Here is a 20,825-nt window from a genome sequence, read left to right as displayed (position 1 = left end):
GGCTAGTCTCCAGAATCTATCAAATCAATCTGCTCGGCATGCAGAACCATTTTGCTCAGGCCGTTCTTTGCCTTGTGGCAAGAGATGAACCCCTGAACGATTACTGCGCTACCGACCGTTAAACTGTGAGTAATGGCCTGGTTTTCGTGTCCGCTAATAATAACGGGCATTTGGCACCACGCCTGCCGGTGAAACCCGGCTTCCTCTTGCACAGAACGATGCTCAAGCACGAACTGGCAATGCGGAATTCCTGATGGACTGACCTTTCGAAGGGGAGCCCTGCATACGATGCCGGACAACGCCAGACGGTTGGTCATCAGAAATTACTCTTCAGAATCCCCAGCATCAGAATCATCTGCGGTTTCGTTTGCGAAATCATCGCGACGCTCACGGCGCTCGTCTTTCGCTTTAACCATCGGAGATGCTTCGGTAACTGCGTTTTTGGTACGCATAACCATGCTGCGGATAACGGCATCGTTGAAGCGGAAGGTAGTTTCCAGCTCATCGATAACTTCCTGCGGCGCTTCAACGTTCATCAGAACGTAGTGTGCTTTGTGCAGTTTGTTGATCGGGTAAGCCAGCTGACGGCGGCCCCAGTCTTCCAGACGGTGGATCGTACCTTCTGCACCAGTGATGGCAGCAGAGTAACGCTCGATCATACCCGGAACCTGTTCGCTCTGGTCAGGATGGACCATAAAAACGATTTCGTAATGACGCATCGAATTGCTCCTTACGGATTATTCAGCCTCCTGTCTGGGTCAGCCGAGGCCCGGGGAGGCAAGGAACGTGTTAAAGGTCGGCTGAAAAATTGACGCGTCATAATACTTGCGCGCCCCTGGAAACTCAAGCTGATTGCACAAATAATTCGCACAAAGCGCGAAGCGGGTCTAAGTAGGTGATTTAAAATTGGTCACACCCGGAAGCGTTGTTTTTTTGAACAACTGCATCAGAAATGGTCACGCATCCCCGCCGGATGAGTGATTACACTTTAATCAGAGATCGCCTGAATTAAAGAAGGAGCCCCCCCCTCTCGCAGCACGTAGTCGTGGAGCGCATATCATGAAAAAAATCGCATTAGCCATAATGGCGGCGCTTTTGCTCAGTGCAAACGCGATGGCAGCCATCAAGATAGACAGCCGACAGGCCAGAAACATGGATGATGTGCAAAGCTTGGGCGTCATTTACATCAATCATAATTTCGCCACGGAAAGTGAAGCAGATCAGGCCCTAAACGAAGAAACCGATGCGCAGGGCGCAACCTATTACCACGTGATGTTAACCCGTGAGCCCGGCAGCAACGGCAACATGCACGCCAGTGCAGATATTTACCGATAACGCTTTAACGCTAGCACCAGGAAAGCCAACAACGAGAACATAGCCATAGTTGACGTTGCCCCCTGCCCGGGGGCTTTTTTTTGAGAAAGGCTCCGGAATACCATCGGCATAAGCCCCCCTGAGCTCCTCCAGAAGCTGGAAGATCAGGGAGTTAAGGTGCTGCGCATTTAAAGGTACTGGCGGAAAAATGCCACCGTGGCGTCCAGCGCCGCTGGCGTGATGCGGTGGCGGACGCCCGCTTCCCACAGACAGGTGAGATTACCGTCCAGGCCTGCATTTATTAACGCCTGCTGCAGACGGAAGGTTCCCTCGGGCGGGACCACATCATCTGCATCACCGTGCCATAGCAGCAATGGGCGATCGGCCACGCGCGGCAATGACCGGGACACATCCCACTCTTCGAGCGTCGCGGTGATTTCCGCTGAATCCTGAGGGGGAAAGAGCGTCTTCGCCAGCGACGTAAAATAACCCGAGCCCATCAGGCAGGCGACCGACTTCACTTCCGGATGATGCGTCATAATCCCCAGCGCCGTCATACCGCCCATCGACGCCCCGGCGACAGCCAGACGATTGTCGGCAACCAGGCCGGCCTCATAAAGCGCCTCGCGCACCCCGGCAAACTCGGTCAGACTCCCGTGCAGAATGTGCCAGAACTGCCCAAGCCGCGCCTGTTCATTGCCCGTAAAGCGAGCGCCGTGGTCAGGCGCATCCGGCATCACCACGCGAAAACCCGCCTGCGCCAGCGCAACCGCAAAATAACTGTAAACCAGCTTCGATGAGGTAAACCCGTGATAAAAAACCACAACAGGCAGCGGCTTATCACGTTTACCCGCAGGCATCGCGTGTAAAATTTCATGGTCGCCGAGGTGGCGTATTTCAATTTCAATCATTGTCGACCCTGTGCGAATGTATGATTCATAATGTTGAGAACTGGGTTACGCTTTCACGTCATTTTCATTCGAAATATACGTCCCAGATAACACTTCGGGAACATTCCCCCAAAACTAAATTCACAGACAACTACACTATGGCTATCAGGAAACGAGATATGGTTATGCGCAGGTTTGCTGCTTTAGTGCTGGTGTTTCTGCTCAGTGGCTGTAGCGCGCTGCAGGGAACGCCGCAACCCGCTCCACCGGTCGCCGATCATCCACAGGAGATTCGTCGTAATCAGACGGAAGGATTACAACGAATGGGCACGATTTCCGCGCTGGTTCGCGGCTCCCCGGATGACGCAGAAGCGGCAATAAAAGCACAGGCCGTCGCCGCCAAAGCAGATTATTACGTCATCATTATGATCGACGAAACCATCATAACGGGACAGTGGTATTCACAGGCCATTTTGTACCGTAAATAATGGTTTTCCTTTGAACGAGATTTACACTGCTTTGCGTCCATAGACATTTTCCTGTCCACAATAAACTCCATGCCCGCGTCAATGGAAGGGAGTTTATTCGCGAAGGATTGCCCGGCGGATACCGGAGATATGTGAAATGGAGCTGACGATGAAACGAACTCTTGCTTTGACCTCTCTGTTGCTCTCAGCAGGCCTGGTGAGCACCACCGCGCAGTCAGCAGAATTCGCCAGTGCTGACTGTGTGACTGGCCTGAATGAAATTGGCCAGATCTCCGTGAATAATATCTCGGGGAGCCCGCAGGACGTTGAACGCGTTGTGGCATTAAAGGCCGATGAGCAGGGTGCTTCATGGTATCGCATCATCCAGATGCAGGAAGATCACCACATCGATCGCTGGCGAGTACAGGCCATTCTTTACGTGTAATATCCCCCCTGATAAAAGCCACTTATTTTTAGTGGCTTTTCGTTTTTGCAAATCTTTTATCTTATGAAAAACCAATCAATAACAAGAAAATAACATTTTGTTACATTAATTCAGTAAACGTAATCCCCGCTCTGCCGTTGAAGAACCATACCTTTTCAATGATGAGCAATTTATGATCAACGTTTTTCGCCGTGCAGGCTTGGGGGCAAAGCTGTCGCTGCTTACGGGCATCAGTGTCGCCACGCTGTTTCTGCTTTTCACTTTTCTGCTCAGTCAAAAAGCCAGCCAGCAGCTTGAAGCCCTCGCCGTCGAAGATCTGCATAATCAGTCCACCGGCATGGTCGACATGGTGCAGATGTTTAATACCAGCCTGAGCGAAGAAGTCGAAAGCTACACCAAACTGTTTACGACATTTCTGCCCCAGCCTTTTAGCGTCGATACTCAGCAGCCCCGGACCATTAACGGGCTCACCGTTCCCCTACTGAAAGGGGGAGAAGCTGAACTCCATGAAAATACCTCTTTTTCCGATGATTTTCTGAGCCGTACGGGAGCAATCTCCACGCTGTTTGTACGCAGCGGTAACGACTTTGTTCGCGTCGCCACCTCCCTGCGCAAAGAGAACGGCGAGCGGGCGATGGGCACCTTGCTGGATACCGCCAGCCCGGCCTTTGCCGCAGTCAACAGAGGGGAAGTCTACCGTGGCCTGGCGCTGCTGTTTGGCAAACGCTATATCACCCAGTATCAGCCGGTTAAAAACGCCGAAGGCCAGGTCATTGCGATCGTCTTTGTTGGCGTGGACATTACGCATTCCTGGAACGTCATGCGCGAGAAAATCCTCACCCGTCGCCTGGGCGAAAGCGGCCACTTCTTCGTGCTGGATCGCAGCAACGGCAAAACGCGCGGGCAATACCTGTTCCATGCCGGTGAAGAGGGACAGCTGCCAAAGTGGGACGGCGCGACGCAGCAACAGCTTTTGAGTGACAAGCCCGGCACGCTGGAACGCGTAAGCGACGACGGCCGCACGCTGAAAATGGCCTATACCCCGCTGCCAGGCTGGAACTGGACTATCGTCGGCGAAGTGGATAAATCGGTGCTGCTCTCAAGCGTTACCGCCATGCGCGATCGCTTCCTGCTGGCCGGCGTGGTCTTATCCATTCTGTTTGCTGGCCTGTTCGTGATTCTTATTCGCCGCGTGCTGACCCGACCGCTGCGCAATGTGATCCATCTTGCCCGGCAATATGCCGCAGGGGATCTCCGTTCCAGCCTGCCCGTGACGTGCCAGGACGAAGTCGGCCAGCTGATCGACGCCATCAACGGCATCGGCGGCGGCCTGCAAAAAATTGTCCTGCAGGTCCGCGAGGCCGCTGGCGAGATCCATTTGGGCACCAACGCGCTGGCCGCCGACACCGGCGAGATTTCAGAGCAGATCAACAAGCAGGCGAGCAGCGTGGAAGAGACCTCCGCCAGCATGGAGCAGCTGGCCGCCACTGTGCAGCAAAATGCCGCCAACATGGAGCAAACGCAACAGCTGGTCGGTGAAACCTCGCTCGCGGTCCATCAGGGCGGTGAGACGGTCACCCACGCGGTGTCGACCATGGACGATATTCGCGAAGCGTCAAAACGCATCGAAGACATCACGCGCGTGATCGAATCCATCGCTTTCCAGACCAATATTCTGGCGCTGAATGCGGCAGTGGAAGCGGCCCGCGCGGGCGAGCACGGAAAAGGGTTTGCGGTAGTCGCGCAGGAAGTTCGCGCCCTGGCGGGACGCAGCGCTAACGCGGTGAAGGAGATTGAACAGCTGATTGGCGATACGCTCAGAAAAGTGAGTGAGGGCCATGCGCTGTCTGAAAAGACCCGCCTGGCGATGGATGACATCATCATTCACATCGATAACATCAGCCAGCTGGTCACCGAGATTAACCATGCCTCACGCGAGCAGTCCGCAGGGATTGGCCAGGTTAATCTCGCCATGACCCACATTGGCGAAGCGTCGCATATCAATGCGGATCGCATCTCACGCAGCGAACAAACGGCTCAAACGCTGCGCGAGAAGGGATCACATCTGGCCCAGCTGGTGAGTCTGTTCCAGCTAAAAGGCTAGCCAACTCTGCCCGTCGCACGCAGCAGCAGGTCGCTTTGCACCTGCTCGCTCATCAGCGTGCCGCCACGGGTATCGAGCATCATGCGGCACCACGCCTGCGCCACCGGAGGCGACGCGTGCCGCAGCATTTCGCTCCCGGCACCCAGCAGGAAAAGCTGCTGCGCGATCTCCCGCCCCTGCGCCTCCTGCGGTTTACGCAGTTTTTGCTGAAGCTGTCGCCAGCTGCGGTCGAAGTGTCTGTCCTGCCCTTTTACCTGTGCAAACTCATCGGCAAGCAGATCGTGAATCCCCGGCTGCTTCGCCAGCACGCGCAGCACGTCCAGGCACATGATGTTGCCGGACCCTTCCCAGATGCTGTTCACCGGCATCTCGCGATACAGGCGGGGAAGTTCGCTCTCCTCGCAGTACCCGACTCCGCCCAGCACCTCCATCGCTTCAGCGACAAACGGGATGCCCGCTTTGCACACGCTAAACTTCGCGGCCGGGGTAAACAGCCGCGCCCATGCCGCCTCCTGCGGATCCGTGCGTTTATCCCACGCCCGCGCCAGGCGAAACAGCAGCGCCGTTTGCCCCTCCAGCACCAGCGCCATCCGGCTTAGCACTTCGCGCATGAGCGGCTGATCGATAAGATTTTTGCCGAAGGTCTGGCGCTGATGCGCATGGTACAGCGCCACCGAGAGCGCCCGACGCATCAGTCCGTGGCTGCCCAGCGCGCAGTCAAAGCGCGTCAGACCGCCCATTTTGAGGATCTGCCGTACCCCTTCGCCCTCTTCCCCCAGAAGCCAGCCGGAGGCATCAAGAAACTCCACCTCGCTGCTGGCGTTGGAGCGGTTCCCGAGCTTGTCCTTAAGGCGCTCCAGCCGGACGGCGTTGCGCTGTCCGTCAGGTAAAAAGCGCGGCACAAAAAAGCAGGACAGCCCGCCCTTCGCCTGGGCCAGCACCAGATGCGCATCGCTTTGCGGGACGGAGAAAAACCATTTATGCCCCACCAGCCTGTAGCTGCCGTCGCTGCATTTTTCCGCTTTGGTGGTGTTGCTCAGCACGTCCGAGCCGCCCTGCTTTTCCGTCATCCCCATACCAATCAGCAGGCCGCGCTTTTGCGCGCCGGGGGCCAGATGCGGATCGTAGCGATCGCTGAGCAGCGGCGTCAGCCAGTCGTGAAATATTTTGGGAAGCGCCTGCTGCAGGAGCGGCGTGGCGGCAAACGTCATGGTGACCGGACAAAGCGTGCCCGCTTCCACCTGAGCATGAAGCACAAAGCGTGCGGCCCGCGCGACAAACGTCCCTTTACGCGCCTCCTCTTCCCACGCCAGGTTATGCACCCGATTGGCACACAGCCCCTGCATCAGCAGGTGCCACGCCGGGTGAAAGCGAACGTCATCCAGGCGCTCTCCGGTGGCGTCATAGCGAAGCAACTCCGGCGGATTCACGTTCGCCAGCCTGCCCAGCTCCAGCGACTCTGCGGTACCTAACTGCTGCCCGATGCTGGCGAGCAGCTCAACATCCCACTCGGCCCCCTCGCGCGAAACTGCGTCACGCAGCGCGCAGTCCGAAAGGAAAAGGTTGCTGTTGGAAAGCGGTGCGGGTTGATTGAAAACGGTATGGGTCTGCCAGTGCATACTGTCTCCCTCCTTCAGTGGCAATGACGATAAGTATGGACAGACCGCGCACACGCTGCATGGGAGGGGAGTCACACGTTCACGATCCCGCTGATATCATTCGTGAAATAGCTCACAGAACATAAGAATAAACTATTTCATGACTTCGCTTTTGTTGAATAATTTATTCTTACCCTTTTCAATGAGGATCGTTATGCAACCGGATGCGCACAAGCGAGCATTAATTGCCGGCTCCATTGGTAACTTTATCGAGTGGTATGAGTTTGCGGTCTACGGTTTTCTGGCGACCGTCATTGCGAAGAACTTCTTCCAGCTTGAAGGGGAAGCTGGGCTTACCAGCCTGATCCTCACCTACGCCTCATTCGCCATCGCCTTCTTCTTCCGTCCGCTGGGTGCGGTGGTGTTTGGCCGCATCGGCGACCGAATTGGCCGAAAGCCGACGCTCATTATTGTGCTGGTACTCATGACGCTGGCCACCGCCGCCATCGGCATTGTGCCGGTCTATGCCAGCATCGGCATTGCCGCACCGCTGATCGTTACGCTGCTTCGCATCCTGCAGGGACTGTTCGCCGGCGGCGAGTACGGCGGTGCGGTCTCGCTGATGACGGAGTTCGCCCCGCGCGGCAGGCGCGGCCTCTATGGCGCGTGGCAGTCCTTTACCGTGGCGCTGGGGCTGCTGGCGGGCGCAGGCATCGTGGCGCTGCTCTCCGCCCTCCTCACGCCTGAAGCCCTGCACGACTGGGGCTGGCGCATTCCTTTCTTCCTGGCGCTGCCCATGGGTGTTGTTGCGCTGTGGCTTCGCGTCAGCATGGAGGAGACGCCCAGCTTTGTGCAGCAGCAGGACAAACCGGCTGTCGCTCAGGCGGATATTGCCGCTACGCTCAGGGCCATCGTGATGGGGATTGGGCGCGTAATGGTCTGGTCTGCGGCGGGTTACACTTACCTGGTGATTATGCCGACCTATCTCCAGTCGGCGCTACACACCGGGTTTAACCAGGCGCTGCTGATCGCGGTGATTTCGAACGTTGGGTTTGCGCTGACCATCATTCCGTCGGGGATCCTGAGCGATAGGATCGGGCGTCGCACGGTGATGATTATCGCCACCGCGCTGCTGCTGATCCTCGCCCTGCCGCTGCTGAAACTTCTGCAGGCGGAGTCCAGCACGCTGGCGGTGAAGGCTGTTGTGGTGTTGATTGCGGGCGGTCTGGTGGGCATGCTGGCGGGGCCGGGCCCGGCGATGCTCTCTGAGATGTTCCCGACGCGCGTGCGCTATACCGGGCTGGGGCTGGCCTACTCGTTATCGAACGCGATTTTCTCGGGATGCGCAGGGTTAATCATTACCGGGCTGATTAAGCAGACGGGTAACCTGGATATTCCGGCGTATTACGTGATGGCAACGGCGGTGGTGAGTATTTTCGCGCTGATGACTCTGAGGAAGGATGACCATTTGCGGTCGTTAGAGGAGTGAGGTTGTTTTGCCGGGTGGCGGCTTCGCCTTACCCGGCCTACAAAACCGTAGGCCCGGTAAGCGAAGCGCCACCGGGCGAAAATCAGCTACGCTGACGCACCGCTTCAAACAGGCAAATACCCGTCGCAACAGACACGTTCAGGGAGGACACGCTGCCCGCCATCGGGATGCTGATCAGCTCATCGCAGTGCTCGCGGGTCAGACGACGCATGCCTTCACCTTCCGCCCCCATCACCAGCGCCAGACGGCCGGTCATTTTGCTCTGGTACAGAGTATGATCCGCTTCACCGGCGGTACCGACGATCCAGATGTTCTCTTCCTGCAGCAGACGCATGGTGCGCGCCAGGTTGGTCACGCGGATCAGCGGAACGTTTTCCGCCGCGCCGCAGGCCACTTTCTTCGCCGTCGCGTTCAGCTGCGCGGAGCGATCTTTCGGCACGATCACCACATGCACGCCCGCCGCATCCGCGCTGCGCAGACACGCGCCGAGGTTGTGCGGATCGGTTACGCCATCGAGGATCAGGAAGAATGGGTTATCCAGCTCAGCGATCAGATCCGGCAGATCGTTTTCCTGATACTGACGGCCCGGCTTCACGCGGGCAATGATCCCCTGGTGAACCGCGCCTTCACTTTTTTCATCCAGGAACTGGCGGTTCGCCAGCTGGATCACCACGCCCTGCGCTTCCAGGGCGTGGATCAGCGGCATCAGACGTTTATCTTCACGCCCTTTCAGAATAAACACTTCCTGAAAACGCTCCGGTGCGCGCTCGAGAAGGGCCTGCACCGCGTGGATGCCGTAAATCATTTCACTCATTGATGGTTCTCGTAATAAGTATTTCCCCTCCCCCCGTTGGGGAGAGGGTCAGGATGAGGGGAGATTTTACTCCGCCTGCTTTTTCTTGGCCGCGCGCTTCGCTTTGGTGGCGGCCGCTATTTTCTGTGTCTTCGCGGAAGGTTTCTTCGCTGAACGGGCTTCTTTCTTCGCCGCCTTCGGCTTCTGCTTCTTCTCACCGCGGAACGCGCTGTCCGGCTCGAAGTTCACCTTCTTACCGGCCTGACGGCGCTTGCCGCTCGTTTTGCCGTTTCCGCCTTTTTTCGCTCTTTCGCGTTCGGTTTTACCGACGTTACGCGGGGCGCGCTCGCTGGAGATCAGGCTGAAGTCGATTTTACGGTCGTCCATATTCACGGCCTCAACCTTCACTTCCACACGGTCGCCCAGACGATAGGTCTGGCCGCCAGATTCGCCAATCAGACGCTGGCCGACCTGGTCGAAGCGGTAGTAGTCATTATCCAGGCTGGAGACGTGCACCAGACCGTCGATGAACAGCTCGTCCAGACGAACGAAGAAGCCAAAGCCGGTCACGCTGGCAATCACACCTTTGAAGACGTTACCGACCTGGTCCAGCATAAAGTCACACTTCAGCCAGTCCGCCACGTCGCGGGTGGCTTCATCGGCACGGCGTTCGGTCATGGAGCAGTGCTGACCCAGCTGCAGCATCTCTTCCATCGAATAGTGGTAGCCACCGGTTTCGGTGGTGTTCCCTTTATGTCCCTGCTCCTGCGCCAGCAGATACTTGATCGCACGGTGCAGGGAGAGGTCAGGATAACGACGGATCGGCGACGTAAAGTGGGCGTAAGACTGCAGCGCCAGGCCGAAGTGTCCGCGGTTTTCCGGATCGTAAATCGCCTGCTTCATTGAGCGCAGCAGCATCGTCTGCAGCATTTCTGCATCAGGACGATCGCTAATGGATTCCAGCAGCTCGGCGTAATCGCGCGGCTCTGGCTTGTTGCCGCCCGGCAGCTCCAGGCCCAGTTCAGCCAGCACGGAGCGGAACGCGGTGATGGCTTCCGTCGACGGTTTATCGTGGATACGGAACAGCGCAGGCTCTTTGGCTTTCTCAACGAAGCGTGCCGCCGAGATATTCGCCAGAATCATACATTCTTCGATCAGCTTGTGGGCATCATTACGCTGGGTCTGTTCGATACGCTCAATGCGGCGCTCGGCGTTGAAGATAAATTTCGCTTCTTCACTCTCAAACGAGATCCCGCCGCGCTCTTCGCGCGCCTGATCCAGCGTTTTGTAGAGGTTATGCAGCTCTTCGATGTGTTTGACCAGCGGCGCGTACTGTTCGCGCAGATCCTGGTCGCCCTGCAGCATATGCCAGACCTTGGTATAGGTCAGACGCGCGTGCGAGCTCATCACCGCTTCGTAGAACTTGTAGCCGGTTAAGCGCCCTTTGGTGGAGATGGTCATCTCGCAAACCATACAGAGGCGATCAACCTGCGGGTTCAGGGAACACAGGCCGTTAGAGAGCACTTCCGGCAGCATCGGCACGACCTGGGACGGGAAGTAGACCGAGGTACCGCGGCTGCGCGCTTCGTTATCCAGCGGAGTGTGCGGACGAACATAGTAGCTTACGTCTGCAATAGCGACCCACAGACGCCAGCCGCCGCCGCGTTTTTTCTCGCAGTAGACGGCGTCATCGAAGTCACGGGCGTCTTCACCGTCGATCGTAACCAGCGGCAGGGAGCGGAGATCCACGCGGCCCACTTTGGATTCTTCCGGCACTTCTTCACGCAGGCTTTCGATCTGCTCTTCAACCGCTTTCGGCCAGATGTACGGAATTTCGTGGGTGCGCAGCGCCATATCAACGGCCATGCCGGTGCCCATATTATCGCCCAGCACTTCGACGATTTTACCTACCGCTTTGGTGCGACGGGTTGGGCGCTGGGTGAGTTCCACCACCACCACAAAGCCCATGCGGGCACCCATCACCTCTTCAGGTGGGATCAGGATGTCGAAGCTCAGACGGCTGTCGTCCGGCACCACGAACCCAACGCCCGCGTCGGTAAAGTAGCGGCCGACAATCTGGCTGGTTTTTGGCACCAGCACGCGCACGACGCGCGCTTCGCGGCGACCTTTACGGTCGGCGCCCAGCGGCTGTGCCAGGATCTGGTCGCCGTGGATGCACATTTTCATCTGTTCAGATGAGAGATACAGATCGTCTTTACGGCCTTCCACGCGCAGGAAGCCGAAGCCATCGCGGTGACCAATGACGGTCCCTTTCAGCAGATCGAGGCGTTCCGGCAGCGCGTAGCACTGGCGGCGGGTAAAGACCAGTTGCCCGTCGCGCTCCATCGCGCGCAGGCGGCGGCGAAGGGCTTCAATCTGCTCTTCACCTTCAATATTTAATTCAACGGCAAGTTCTTCACGATTGGCGGGTTTTTCGCGTTTTGTTAAGTGTTCAATGATGAACTCGCGGCTGGGGATAGGATTCGCGTATTTTTCGGCTTCGCGTTCCTGGAAAGGATCGTGTGACATGTCGGTTCCTCCGTTGTCAGCTCCGGTGGAAATTTTCTTCATTCCACCAGCAATAATTTATAAAGCGGTTGATTCTCTTCAACCAAATCGGCCAGCGTGTAGTTATCCAGTTCCATGAGAAAACTTTGCACGGCCTTAGAAAGCGCCTGTTTGAGGCGGCAAGCGGGCGTGATGTGGCAGAACTCGCTGCTGCAGTTCACCAGAGACAGCGGCTCCAGTTCACGTACCACATCGCCAACACGAATACTCTGTGCCGGTTTACCGAGACGGATCCCACCATTCTTCCCGCGGACGGCAGCAACGTATCCGGCACGACTAAGTTGATTGATTATTTTGACCATATGATTACGGGATACGCCGTAGACCTCTGTCACTTCAGAGATACTGGTCATCTTCCCCTCGGGTAACGACGCCATGTAAATCAGCGCACGTAAGCCGTAATCGGTGAAACTTGTTAACTGCACATCAACCTCAGGAAAAGGGAAATCGCGGACAAACCGCAGAGATATTCATTAATGATGATAAACCAGCCAGATAGTTAGCGGCTAATTTATTTGACAGACGGGGCGAAAAAGCGGAGATCCAGGAGCGGTCGCCGGATGGCGCTACGCTTATCCGGCCTACGGGTCTCCCCGCAGGCCAGCAGTCACGAAGATTATGCGTCGAACGGGTCGCGCAGGATCATCGTTTCAGTACGATCCGGGCCGGTAGAAATAATATCGATCGGCACTTCGGTCAGTTCTTCAATACGCTTGATGTAATCCAGCGCCGCCTGCGGCAGGCCGCTACGCTCTTTCACACCGAAGGTGGTCTCAGACCAGCCCGGCATGGTTTCGTAGATTGGCTCAATGCCTTCCCAGTCGTCAGCAGCCAGCGGAGTGGTGGTCACTTCGCGGCCATCTGGCATACGGTAGCCGACGCAGATTTTCACTTCTTTCAGGCCGTCCAGTACGTCCAGCTTGGTCAGGCAGAAGCCAGACAGGGAGTTGATCTGCACTGCACGACGCACGGCAACCGCATCCAGCCAGCCGGTACGACGGCGGCGACCGGTGGTCGCGCCAAACTCGTTACCCTGCTTGCACAGGAACTCGCCGGTTTCATCAAACAGTTCGGTCGGGAATGGACCCGCACCCACGCGAGTGGAGTACGCTTTGATGATGCCCAGGACGTAATCCACATAACGTGGACCCAGGCCAGAGCCGGTCGCCACGCCACCCGCGGTGGTGTTAGAGGAGGTGACGTACGGATAGGTACCGTGGTCGATGTCCAGCAGCGTACCCTGCGCACCTTCGAACATGACGAAATCGCCACGCTTGCGCGCCTGGTCCAGCAGATCGGACACATCAACAACCATACCGGTCAGAATGTCTGCAATCGCCATGACGTCATCCAGCACTTTCTGGTAGTCAACAGCGTCAGCTTTGTAGAAGTTCACCAGCTGGAAGTTGTGATATTCCATCACTTCTTTCAGTTTTTCAGCGAAGGTCGCTTTGTCGAAGAGATCGCCCACGCGCAGACCGCGGCGTGCAACTTTATCTTCGTAAGCCGGGCCGATACCACGACCGGTGGTGCCGATCGCTTTCGCGCCACGCGCTTTCTCACGCGCTACGTCCAGCGCCACGTGATAATCCAGGATCAGCGGGCAGGCTTCGGAGAGCAGCAGACGCTCACGAACAGGGATACCACGGTCTTCCAGACCTTTCATCTCTTTCATCAGCGCCGCTGGAGACAGCACAACGCCGTTACCGATGATGCTGGTGACGTTTTCGCGAAGAATGCCTGATGGAATAAGATGGAGGACGGTTTTTTCACCGTTGATTACGAGAGTATGGCCTGCGTTGTGACCGCCCTGGTAGCGCACAACATATTTAGCCCGTTCAGTCAGAAGATCAACAATCTTCCCTTTACCTTCGTCACCCCATTGGGTGCCCAGTACGACGACGTTGTTACCCATTTTTTTCAAAATCACCGTTTGCTTAAAAATGGATTCTACCATCGCTTTTTCAGATATACAGCACTTTTTGACCTCAAAATACGCCGATTGCGCCTACTTTTTGATCAGCCAATCGTTTTCCTCAACATGTAGTAGATCACGATGCCCGCAACCACAAGACCGCCGCCAAAACGACGTAAAATATTATCCGGCAGTTGGCTCATGGTGGCGATCATTCGACGCCAGGCGCGTGGATAGAGCATCGGTCCCAGGCCTTCAAGCACCAGGACCAGGGCCAGCGCGAGCCAGATCGTTGAATTCATTTTTGTTCCTTATAAAAGAAAACCACCGCTCCGTTGAGAGCGGTGGTTTGAATACTCAAACGAGCCTGAGTTTATCGCGTTGCGTTAGTCGGCGTCTTCATATAACGGAAGAAATCGCTGTCCGGGCTAAGCACCATCACATCCTGGCTGCTCTGGAAGCTATTCTCGTAGGCACGCAGGCTACGGATAAAGGCATAGAAGTCAGGATCCTGGCTGAAGGCATCAGCAAACAGCTTCGCGGCTTCCGCATCACCTTCACCGCGCAGGATACGGCCCTGGCGCTCAGATTCCGCCAGCGTCTTGGTGACTTCGTAGTCTGCTGCAGCACGCAGCTTCTCAGCCTCTTCCTGGCCCTGTGAACGGTGACGACGGGCTACCGCTTCACGCTCGGCGCGCATACGGTTGTAAATCGCCTCGGACACTTCCACCGGCAGGTTGATCTGCTTGATACGCACGTCAACGACTTCGATACCCAGTGCAGCCATACTGTTCGGATTGATCACCGGCACTTTACCGTTGGTTTCCGCCTGAACACGTTCAGCCGCTTTGGCAATCGCATCGTCTGCTGCCGGCGTTGAAACTTCATCTTCAGTGCCCGCTGTGCCGGAGTTTAGCGCATCGCGAACTTCCAGGGTCAGACGACCACGGGAGTCGGTCACGATGTCTTTCACATCCAGACGACCAATCTCAGAACGCAGACGGTCAGAGAACTTACGTTTCAGCAGCACTTCTGCCTGAGAAACGTCACCGCCGCCCGTTGCCAGGAAGTAACGGCTGAAATCGCTGATGCGCCATTTGATATAGGAATCAACGATCAGGTCTTTCTTCTCTTTGGTCACAAAACGATCTGCCTGGTTATCCATGGTCTGGATACGCGCATCAAGCGTTTTTACGGACTGAATGAACGGCACCTTGAAGTGCAGACCCGGCTCGTAAATCACCGGGCGTTTGTCGCCATCACGCACGACGCTGCTGAACTGGAACTTGATCCCACGCTCGCCCTCTTTCACCACAAAGATCGAGGTATAAAGCACGACCAGTACGATGACGATGATCGCAATAACTGACTTACGCATCCTTATTCCCCCTGACGCTGGTAGTCGTTACGCTGCGCGTTAGCACGGCGTTGGTCCATAATGTCACCATCGTTCGAAGAAGGCGTTGTGTTCGTACTGGCGCTGCCTGTTGAGGCTGGCGGCAGACGCAGCAGGTTGTTCGCTCCGCTGGTATCTTTTGCTGCCGGTGCAGAACTGCCCTTCAGCATCTGATCCAGCGGCAGCACCATCAGGTTTCCGCCTTTACTATCGTTAACCAACACTTTGCGGGTGTGGCTCAGCACTTTTTCCATGGTCTCGATATAGAGACGCTCACGGGTAATTTCCGGCGCCGCTTTGTATTCAGGCAGGATCTTCGCAAAGCGAGCCACTTCACCCTGAGCTTCCAGGATGGTCTGGGTCTTATACGCGCGCGCTTCTTCCAGAATACGCTGCGCCTGACCGTTAGCGCGTGGCTGAACTTCGTTGGTGTACGCTTCTGCTTCACGGATGTATTGCTGTTCGTTTTCACGGGCAGCAATCGCATCGTCAAATGCGGCTTTCACCTCTTCCGGCGGACGCGCAGCCTGGAAGTTGACGTCCAGCAGGGTGATACCCATGTTGTACGGACGAATGGTCTCTTCCAGCTCGCGCTGGGTATCGCTACGAATAACGGTACGACCTTCGGTCAGGATACGGTCCATGGTGTATTTTCCGATGACACCACGCAGGGCGCTGTCAGTCGCCTGACGCAGGCTGTCATCGGCGCTGGTCACGCTAAATAGATAACGCTCAGGATCGGTCACGCGGTACTGCACGTTCATCTCAACGCGCACCACGTTTTCGTCAGAGGTCAGCATCACGCCGGAGGCGGCCAGTTCACGGACGGATTCCACGTTTACCGCGGTCACGTCGTCAATGAAGGTTGGCTTCCAGTTCAGACCCGGCTCAACCAGATGGCTGAACTTACCGAAACGGGTGACTACGCCGCGTTCTGCTTCTTTAATGGTGTAGAACCCGCTGGCTGCCCAGATGATGACTACCGCAGCGGCCACGATGCCCACTACGCGGCCACCCATTGGCGGGCGCGTACTCTGAGTGGAATTGCCACCCGAGCCAGAACCTTTTCCTCCGCCAAGGCCGCCAAGCTTCTTGCTCAGTTTGCGGAAGATATCATCCAGATCCGGCGGCCCCTGCTCGCGACCACCTTTGTTGCCATTTCCCTCAGAGTTGCCGCCAGGTTTGCTGCTTCCCCACGGGTCGCGGTCTTGTCCGTTATTACCGGGCTGATTCCACGCCATGTATATGCTCCATATTTGTTATGCAAGGGCGAATTATTCAGGCATCCCCTTTCTGATCAGACGATATAGTCGACCAGCGCAGGTTCTTGTTTACAGAGGCGACGCCAGTCAACGATCGGCATACGCACCTGCATCCCCACGCTGCCGTCATCCTCCATCCACTCTTTTTCTATCGCCTGAAGCTGATAAAACCGGCTGCGCAGCCTGCCTTCCTGTGGCGGCAGTCGCAGCGTGTGCTGAGCTACCTCACCGGAAAGACGTTCTGTCAAAGCCTGGAAAAGCAGTGGCACACCAATACCGGTCTGGGCAGAAAGCCAGACCCGAATTGGTTTGTTTTCTTCATCTCTGTCGATACGCGGTTCGAAATCGTCCAGCACATCGATCTTGTTCATGACCAACAGCGTTGGGATCTCGTGAGCATCGATCTCTTCGAGCACCACATTCACCGCGTCAATGTTCTCCTGCACGCGCACGTCTGCTGCATCAATCACGTGCAGCAGCAGAGTCGCCTGTCGCGTCTCCTGCAGGGTGGCTTTAAACGCCGCCACCAGGTCATGCGGCAGGTGGCGAATAAAACCTACGGTATCCGCCAGCACCGTTTCACCGACGTCTGCAACGTCAATACGGCGCAGCGTAGGGTCCAGGGTCGCAAACAGCTGGTCTGCGGCATACACCTGGGCCTCAGTTATCTGGTTAAACAGGGTGGATTTACCGGCGTTGGTATAGCCCACCAGCGACACCGTCGGGATGTCGGCTTTGGTGCGCGCCCGACGCCCCTGTTCACGCTGTTTCTCTACACGTTCCAGACGTGAGAGGATCTGGGTAATTCGGCCACGCAGTAAACGACGGTCGGTTTCGAGCTGGGTTTCACCCGGACCGCGCAAACCAATCCCGCCTTTTTGTCTTTCAAGGTGTGTCCAGCCACGCACCAGACGCGTTGCCAGATGGCGCAGCTGCGCCAGCTCAACCTGCAGTTTCCCTTCATGGGTACGTGCACGCTGAGCAAAAATATCTAAAATCAAACCCGTGCGATCGATAACACGGCATTCGCAAAGGGCTTCCAGGTTGCGCTCCTGGGCTGGAGACAGCGCATGATCAAACAACACGACTGACGCGCCGGTTGCTTTTACGGCATCCGCAATTTCGACTGCTTTACCTTCACCAACAAAATACTTTGGGTGCGGCGCTTTACGGCTACCGGTAATCACCTGCATTGCTTCGACACCGGCGGAAGAGACCAGAGATTCAAACTCCTGGAGGTCTTCCATATCTTTGTCTTGCGAAAAATAGATGTGTACCAGCACCGCCTGCTCACCGGCATCATAACGGTCAAACAAGCGTAAACCTCTCTAAAAAGATCAGCGGGGAACGCAGGATCCCTGGCTCCCCGTGTGGATAACAGTGCGAAACCTTATTCGGTCTCGTCGCTGTCCTGCGCCGGCGTTGAAGAACCCTGCGCGCTGCTGCCATGATGGTAGTTACTACCAGTGCCGCCGCCAGCGTTATTGCTGTGATGAGATACCGGACGGGACGGAACAACAGTAGAAATAGCGTGCTTGTAGACCATCTGACTGACCGTGTTTTTCAACAGAATCACAAACTGATCGAAAGACTCAATCTGACCTTGCAGCTTAATACCATTCACCAAATAAATAGAAACTGGAACACGTTCCCGACGCAATGCGTTCAGGAACGGATCTTGTAAAGATTGCCCCTTAGCCATTCTATCTTTTCCTTATATGCTTGTTTTGTACTTAGAACCTTGCGATTCTGAAAAATTGCGCACGATACGCCTCAATTGTACACATTCAGTGAGCGATATCACCAACAACCTCAATCACTTCGTTTAACGCCTGTTGCGGTTTTTCACTGTCTAACCAGTGAACACCCTCCCAACCGCGCAACCAGGTGATCTGGCGCTTCGCTAACTGTCTCGTGGCGCAAACACCTCTATAAACCATTTCATCGTATGAAATCTCACCTTCCAGATACGACCACATCTGGCGGTATCCCACACAACGAATGGAAGGCATGTCCGTATGCAAATCTCCACGGGCAAAAAGCGCCCGCACTTCTGCTTCAAAATCTGAAGCTAACATCTGATGAAAACGCTGCTCAATCCGCTGATGGAGCAGTTCACGGCTCGCCGGGGCGATGGCGAACTGATGCACCTGATACGGCAGAGCGTCTCCTGACGTTTGCGTCAGTTCCGTTAAAGTTTTACCCGAAATGAAAAAAACTTCCAGTGCCCGGGAAAGCCTTTGCGGATCATTTGGATGGATCCGCGCTGCAGCAACCGGGTCAATCTCCGCCAGTTGCTGATGCAAAACGTCCCAACCCTGCTCTGCCGCCTGCTGCTCAATTTTTGCTCTTATTTCCGGATCCGCGGATGGCAGAGGTGACAACCCCTCCAGCAGCGCCTTGAAGTAGAGCATGGTTCCGCCAACCAACAGCGGTATACGCCCCGCCGCCGTTATCTCTGCCATCTCGGCTAAGGCATCCCGGCGAAAATCCGCTGCGGAGTAAGCCTGAGCCGGGTCGAGTATATCCAGCAAACGGTGCGGTGCCGCGCGCAGTTCTTCTGCGTCAGGCTTCGCCGTGCCGATATCCATCCCTCGGTAGATGAGGGCAGAGTCGACGCTAATCAACTCTACAGGCAAAACTTTACGCAACTCAATGGCTAGCGCCGTTTTGCCGGAGGCCGTTGGGCCCATTAAAAAAATTGCCTTAGGCAGGCTCGCCTTACTTGCGTCAATCATGTTTCAGGGCGTTCATCGCCGTTTGTAAATCAACAGGTTGTAATAACCCACCCGGCGGCGCTTTCACCAGATGCGGACAGAGGCGTTCAACCTCAGCCAGCACGCTGATGGCCTGTGCCATGCTCCACGGCGCGTGTTCGCTTGCCAGATGGCGGGCGATCCACTGCGCGGTGTTGGCGGCATCAAACGATGTTTGCTGCGCCAGGTAGCCTATCAGTTCAGGAATCAAGTTTTGTAAATTTTGTTGGCGTAAGGGTAAAGGCACTGCACGAATTGTCACATGTTGTGGTTCGAGCACAGTTTCAATACCCATTTTCGCCAGCTGCGGCTCTGCACGCTGCAATACCCTTGTTTCTTCAGGGGATATCTTCAGGCGAACCGGAATCAAGAGCGGCTGCGCACAGGCTGCATTTTCGCCGGGCGTGAGCTGAACCTGTTTAAGCCAGCGTTCGGCAACCGGCAGTGCCATAAGCATCAGTTTGCCGTCACGCTCAAGCAATGCCATGTCGGACGCGATAATCGTCAGCACCCGGCCAAAACTTTGGCTATGCCCGTCCAGAGAAGGCTGAGCGGCAGGAATGTGCTCTTTACGCTCCACGGCTGGTGTTTCCAGCAATTTGCGGTACAACGCTCCCTGCTGCTTCTGATAACCAGGCTGGGCATTGGGATAGTTCGCGCCCGTTGGACGCGGTACGCTCCCTGCTGGGGAGAAACGCGGGGTCTCCGGTTCACGCGCGGCGGCAGGCTCCGCAAAATGGTTGCGCCCTGCCGCCACTCGGTTTTCCGGCAGCGGACGCGGCGCTGGAGCGTCGTTTTCCAGCGGCAGCGTTGGTGCTGCCTGCTGCTGCAACACAGCGGCCACGCCCTGATAAATGAAGTCGTGAACCAGACGCGACTGGTGGAACCGCACCTCATGCTTGGCAGGATGAACGTTCACATCCACCTGATGCGGGTCGATGTCCAGATAAAGGACGAAAGCAGGCTGCTGATCGGCCCCGAGCTTGTCTTCGCATGCCTGGCGAATCGCGTGATTGATAAGACGATCGCGCATCATGCGGCCGTTCACGTAGCAATACTGAATTTCCGAGAACGCAGCACTGCTCGCGTTTGGATCGGCAACCCAGCCGCGTAAAGCCAGATCGCCGTGCTGCCATTCTATAGCCAGCGCCTGTTCCAGAAACGGCGTCCCGCAGATAGCGCCCAGGCGGCGCTCTTTCTGTCCACCTTCTGCCACCGCGCGGTACTGGCGCATCACCTTGCCGTTGTGGCTGAGGTTGATGGTGACATCGAAGCGGGCCAGCGCGATACGGCGAATGATCTCGTCAATATGGCCGAACTCGGTCTTCTCGGTACGCATAAACTTGCGTCGGGCGGGAGTGTTGTAGAAGAGATCTAATACTTCAAGCGTCGTCCCGACAGGATGCGCCGCCGGTTTGACCGTCACATCCATGTCGCGCCCTTCGGCGTAAGCCTGCCAGGCTTCCTGCTGTTCAGCGGTACGGGAGGTCAGCGTTAAACGCGAAACCGAGCTGATACTGGCCAGCGCTTCTCCGCGAAAACCGAGGCTAATAATCGCTTCCAGATCGTCCAGAGAGGCGATTTTACTGGTGGCGTGACGAGCCAGCGCCAGCGACAGCTCCTCTTTTTTAATGCCACAGCCGTTGTCCCGAATGCGGATAAGCTTCGCGCCACCGCGTTCGATATCAATATCGATGCGGGTTGCGCCCGCATCGAGGCTGTTTTCCACCAGCTCCTTCACCACCGACGCAGGGCGTTCCACCACCTCACCGGCGGCGATTTGGTTCGCGAGCTGCGGCGGTAGAACCTGAATCGGCATGAATTCTCC

At 56.4% G+C, this 20,825-nt stretch carries 20 protein-coding genes; 5 read left to right on the top strand and 15 right to left on the bottom strand.

The window, feature by feature from the left end; translation table 11 throughout:
* Window positions 1–2: 2 nt before the first annotated feature.
* A complete protein-coding gene (gene priB / locus ACW9E7_RS01010) occupies window positions 3–317 on the bottom strand; it encodes a primosomal replication protein N (protein ID WP_008502895.1) in 315 nt (104 codons plus the stop codon).
* Between the two features lie 6 nt (window positions 318–323).
* On the bottom strand, window positions 324–719 hold the full coding sequence (gene rpsF / locus ACW9E7_RS01005; protein WP_014068637.1) for a 30S ribosomal protein S6: 396 nt from the start codon (window positions 717–719) through the stop codon (window positions 324–326).
* Between the two features lie 340 nt (window positions 720–1,059).
* Here rpsF and yjfY point away from each other — a divergent pair, with 340 nt between their 5' ends.
* Window positions 1,060–1,335: a DUF1471 family protein YjfY gene (gene yjfY, locus ACW9E7_RS01000; protein ID WP_010427445.1), complete on the top strand. Its 276-nt coding sequence runs from the start codon at window positions 1,060–1,062 to the stop codon at window positions 1,333–1,335.
* 167 nt (window positions 1,336–1,502) lie between these two features.
* On the opposite strand, the gene yjfP is transcribed toward yjfY, so the two are convergent.
* Entirely contained in the window at window positions 1,503–2,225 is a 723-nt protein-coding gene (gene yjfP, locus ACW9E7_RS00995) for an esterase (RefSeq protein ID WP_127729357.1), read from the bottom strand.
* 137 nt (window positions 2,226–2,362) lie between these two features.
* Between yjfP and bsmA the strand changes: the two genes are divergently transcribed.
* The 3 genes from bsmA to ACW9E7_RS00980 all read left to right on the top strand — a co-directional run bounded on the left by bsmA (window position 2,363) and on the right by ACW9E7_RS00980 (window position 5,220).
* Window positions 2,363–2,692, top strand: a complete 330-nt coding sequence (gene bsmA / locus ACW9E7_RS00990) for a biofilm peroxide resistance protein BsmA (RefSeq protein ID WP_111965385.1) — start codon at window positions 2,363–2,365, stop codon at window positions 2,690–2,692.
* 136 nt (window positions 2,693–2,828) lie between these two features.
* The gene (yjfN, locus tag ACW9E7_RS00985) at window positions 2,829–3,116 is read left to right on the top strand and encodes a DUF1471 family protease activator YjfN (RefSeq protein WP_115876621.1); all 288 of its coding nucleotides are present in this window, start codon (window positions 2,829–2,831) and stop codon (window positions 3,114–3,116) included.
* A gap of 172 nt (window positions 3,117–3,288) precedes the next feature.
* On the top strand, window positions 3,289–5,220 hold the full coding sequence (locus ACW9E7_RS00980; RefSeq protein WP_458727099.1) for a methyl-accepting chemotaxis protein: 1,932 nt from the start codon (window positions 3,289–3,291) through the stop codon (window positions 5,218–5,220).
* Here ACW9E7_RS00980 and ACW9E7_RS00975 read toward each other — a convergent pair.
* Entirely contained in the window at window positions 5,217–6,839 is a 1,623-nt protein-coding gene (locus ACW9E7_RS00975; RefSeq protein WP_458727098.1) for an isovaleryl-CoA dehydrogenase, read from the bottom strand. The genes ACW9E7_RS00980 and ACW9E7_RS00975 overlap by 4 nt on opposite strands.
* Before the next feature lie 193 nt (window positions 6,840–7,032).
* On the opposite strand from ACW9E7_RS00975, the gene ACW9E7_RS00970 reads away from it, so the two are divergent.
* Complete coding sequence (locus ACW9E7_RS00970) at window positions 7,033–8,307, top strand: MFS transporter (protein ID WP_133293629.1); 1,275 nt, start codon at window positions 7,033–7,035, stop codon at window positions 8,305–8,307.
* An 82-nt stretch (window positions 8,308–8,389) separates the two neighbouring features.
* On the opposite strand, the gene rlmB is transcribed toward ACW9E7_RS00970, so the two are convergent.
* The 11 genes from rlmB to mutL all read right to left on the bottom strand — a co-directional run bounded on the left by rlmB (window position 8,390) and on the right by mutL (window position 20,816).
* On the bottom strand, window positions 8,390–9,121 hold the full coding sequence (gene rlmB / locus ACW9E7_RS00965) for a 23S rRNA (guanosine(2251)-2'-O)-methyltransferase RlmB (RefSeq protein ID WP_274241833.1): 732 nt from the start codon (window positions 9,119–9,121) through the stop codon (window positions 8,390–8,392).
* A gap of 66 nt (window positions 9,122–9,187) precedes the next feature.
* Complete coding sequence (rnr, locus tag ACW9E7_RS00960; RefSeq protein WP_115876625.1) at window positions 9,188–11,629, bottom strand: ribonuclease R; 2,442 nt, start codon at window positions 11,627–11,629, stop codon at window positions 9,188–9,190.
* 38 nt (window positions 11,630–11,667) lie between these two features.
* Complete coding sequence (gene nsrR, locus ACW9E7_RS00955) at window positions 11,668–12,093, bottom strand: nitric oxide-sensing transcriptional repressor NsrR (RefSeq protein ID WP_111965420.1); 426 nt, start codon at window positions 12,091–12,093, stop codon at window positions 11,668–11,670.
* 191 nt (window positions 12,094–12,284) lie between these two features.
* Window positions 12,285–13,583 (bottom strand): adenylosuccinate synthase, encoded by a 1,299-nt coding sequence (locus tag ACW9E7_RS00950; RefSeq protein ID WP_006178975.1) that lies wholly within the window; start codon window positions 13,581–13,583, stop codon window positions 12,285–12,287.
* Window positions 13,584–13,687: 104 nt separating this feature from the next.
* A complete protein-coding gene (locus ACW9E7_RS00945) occupies window positions 13,688–13,885 on the bottom strand; it encodes a DUF2065 domain-containing protein (RefSeq protein WP_003855996.1) in 198 nt (65 codons plus the stop codon).
* A 71-nt stretch (window positions 13,886–13,956) separates the two neighbouring features.
* A complete protein-coding gene (gene hflC, locus ACW9E7_RS00940; RefSeq protein WP_111965392.1) occupies window positions 13,957–14,961 on the bottom strand; it encodes a protease modulator HflC in 1,005 nt (334 codons plus the stop codon).
* A gap of 2 nt (window positions 14,962–14,963) precedes the next feature.
* A complete protein-coding gene (gene hflK, locus ACW9E7_RS00935) occupies window positions 14,964–16,220 on the bottom strand; it encodes an FtsH protease activity modulator HflK (RefSeq protein ID WP_133293628.1) in 1,257 nt (418 codons plus the stop codon).
* Between the two features lie 56 nt (window positions 16,221–16,276).
* Window positions 16,277–17,557 (bottom strand): ribosome rescue GTPase HflX, encoded by a 1,281-nt coding sequence (gene hflX, locus ACW9E7_RS00930; protein ID WP_133293627.1) that lies wholly within the window; start codon window positions 17,555–17,557, stop codon window positions 16,277–16,279.
* A 74-nt stretch (window positions 17,558–17,631) separates the two neighbouring features.
* Complete coding sequence (gene hfq, locus ACW9E7_RS00925) at window positions 17,632–17,943, bottom strand: RNA chaperone Hfq (protein WP_023334248.1); 312 nt, start codon at window positions 17,941–17,943, stop codon at window positions 17,632–17,634.
* An 85-nt stretch (window positions 17,944–18,028) separates the two neighbouring features.
* Complete coding sequence (gene miaA / locus ACW9E7_RS00920; protein ID WP_023310135.1) at window positions 18,029–18,979, bottom strand: tRNA (adenosine(37)-N6)-dimethylallyltransferase MiaA; 951 nt, start codon at window positions 18,977–18,979, stop codon at window positions 18,029–18,031.
* Complete coding sequence (gene mutL, locus ACW9E7_RS00915) at window positions 18,972–20,816, bottom strand: DNA mismatch repair endonuclease MutL (protein WP_458727097.1); 1,845 nt, start codon at window positions 20,814–20,816, stop codon at window positions 18,972–18,974. The genes miaA and mutL overlap by 8 nt, the downstream gene beginning before the upstream one ends.
* Window positions 20,817–20,825: the final 9 nt, after the last annotated feature.

The organism is Enterobacter sp. H2G27, from assembly GCF_054403075.1.
This window is presented reverse-complemented; position numbering and strand designations above follow the sequence as displayed.

What these genes read in the sequence shown, in the direction of transcription:
- priB (WP_008502895.1), bottom strand. Translation starts at nt 317, where the DNA reads ATGACCAACCGTCTGGCGTTGTCCGGCATCGTATGCAGGGCTCCCCTT.
- rpsF (WP_014068637.1), bottom strand. Translation starts at nt 719, where the DNA reads ATGCGTCATTACGAAATCGTTTTTATGGTCCATCCTGACCAGAGCGAA.
- yjfY (WP_010427445.1), top strand. Translation starts at nt 1,060, where the DNA reads ATGAAAAAAATCGCATTAGCCATAATGGCGGCGCTTTTGCTCAGTGCA.
- yjfP (WP_127729357.1), bottom strand. Translation starts at nt 2,225, where the DNA reads ATGATTGAAATTGAAATACGCCACCTCGGCGACCATGAAATTTTACAC.
- bsmA (WP_111965385.1), top strand. Translation starts at nt 2,363, where the DNA reads ATGGCTATCAGGAAACGAGATATGGTTATGCGCAGGTTTGCTGCTTTA.
- yjfN (WP_115876621.1), top strand. Translation starts at nt 2,829, where the DNA reads ATGGAGCTGACGATGAAACGAACTCTTGCTTTGACCTCTCTGTTGCTC.
- ACW9E7_RS00980 (WP_458727099.1), top strand. Translation starts at nt 3,289, where the DNA reads ATGATCAACGTTTTTCGCCGTGCAGGCTTGGGGGCAAAGCTGTCGCTG.
- ACW9E7_RS00975 (WP_458727098.1), bottom strand. Translation starts at nt 6,839, where the DNA reads ATGCACTGGCAGACCCATACCGTTTTCAATCAACCCGCACCGCTTTCC.
- ACW9E7_RS00970 (WP_133293629.1), top strand. Translation starts at nt 7,033, where the DNA reads ATGCAACCGGATGCGCACAAGCGAGCATTAATTGCCGGCTCCATTGGT.
- rlmB (WP_274241833.1), bottom strand. Translation starts at nt 9,121, where the DNA reads ATGAGTGAAATGATTTACGGCATCCACGCGGTGCAGGCCCTTCTCGAG.
- rnr (WP_115876625.1), bottom strand. Translation starts at nt 11,629, where the DNA reads ATGTCACACGATCCTTTCCAGGAACGCGAAGCCGAAAAATACGCGAAT.
- ACW9E7_RS00950 (WP_006178975.1), bottom strand. Translation starts at nt 13,583, where the DNA reads ATGGGTAACAACGTCGTCGTACTGGGCACCCAATGGGGTGACGAAGGT.
- ACW9E7_RS00945 (WP_003855996.1), bottom strand. Translation starts at nt 13,885, where the DNA reads ATGAATTCAACGATCTGGCTCGCGCTGGCCCTGGTCCTGGTGCTTGAA.
- hflC (WP_111965392.1), bottom strand. Translation starts at nt 14,961, where the DNA reads ATGCGTAAGTCAGTTATTGCGATCATCGTCATCGTACTGGTCGTGCTT.
- hflK (WP_133293628.1), bottom strand. Translation starts at nt 16,220, where the DNA reads ATGGCGTGGAATCAGCCCGGTAATAACGGACAAGACCGCGACCCGTGG.
- hfq (WP_023334248.1), bottom strand. Translation starts at nt 17,943, where the DNA reads ATGGCTAAGGGGCAATCTTTACAAGATCCGTTCCTGAACGCATTGCGT.
- miaA (WP_023310135.1), bottom strand. Translation starts at nt 18,979, where the DNA reads ATGATTGACGCAAGTAAGGCGAGCCTGCCTAAGGCAATTTTTTTAATG.
- mutL (WP_458727097.1), bottom strand. Translation starts at nt 20,816, where the DNA reads ATGCCGATTCAGGTTCTACCGCCGCAGCTCGCGAACCAAATCGCCGCC.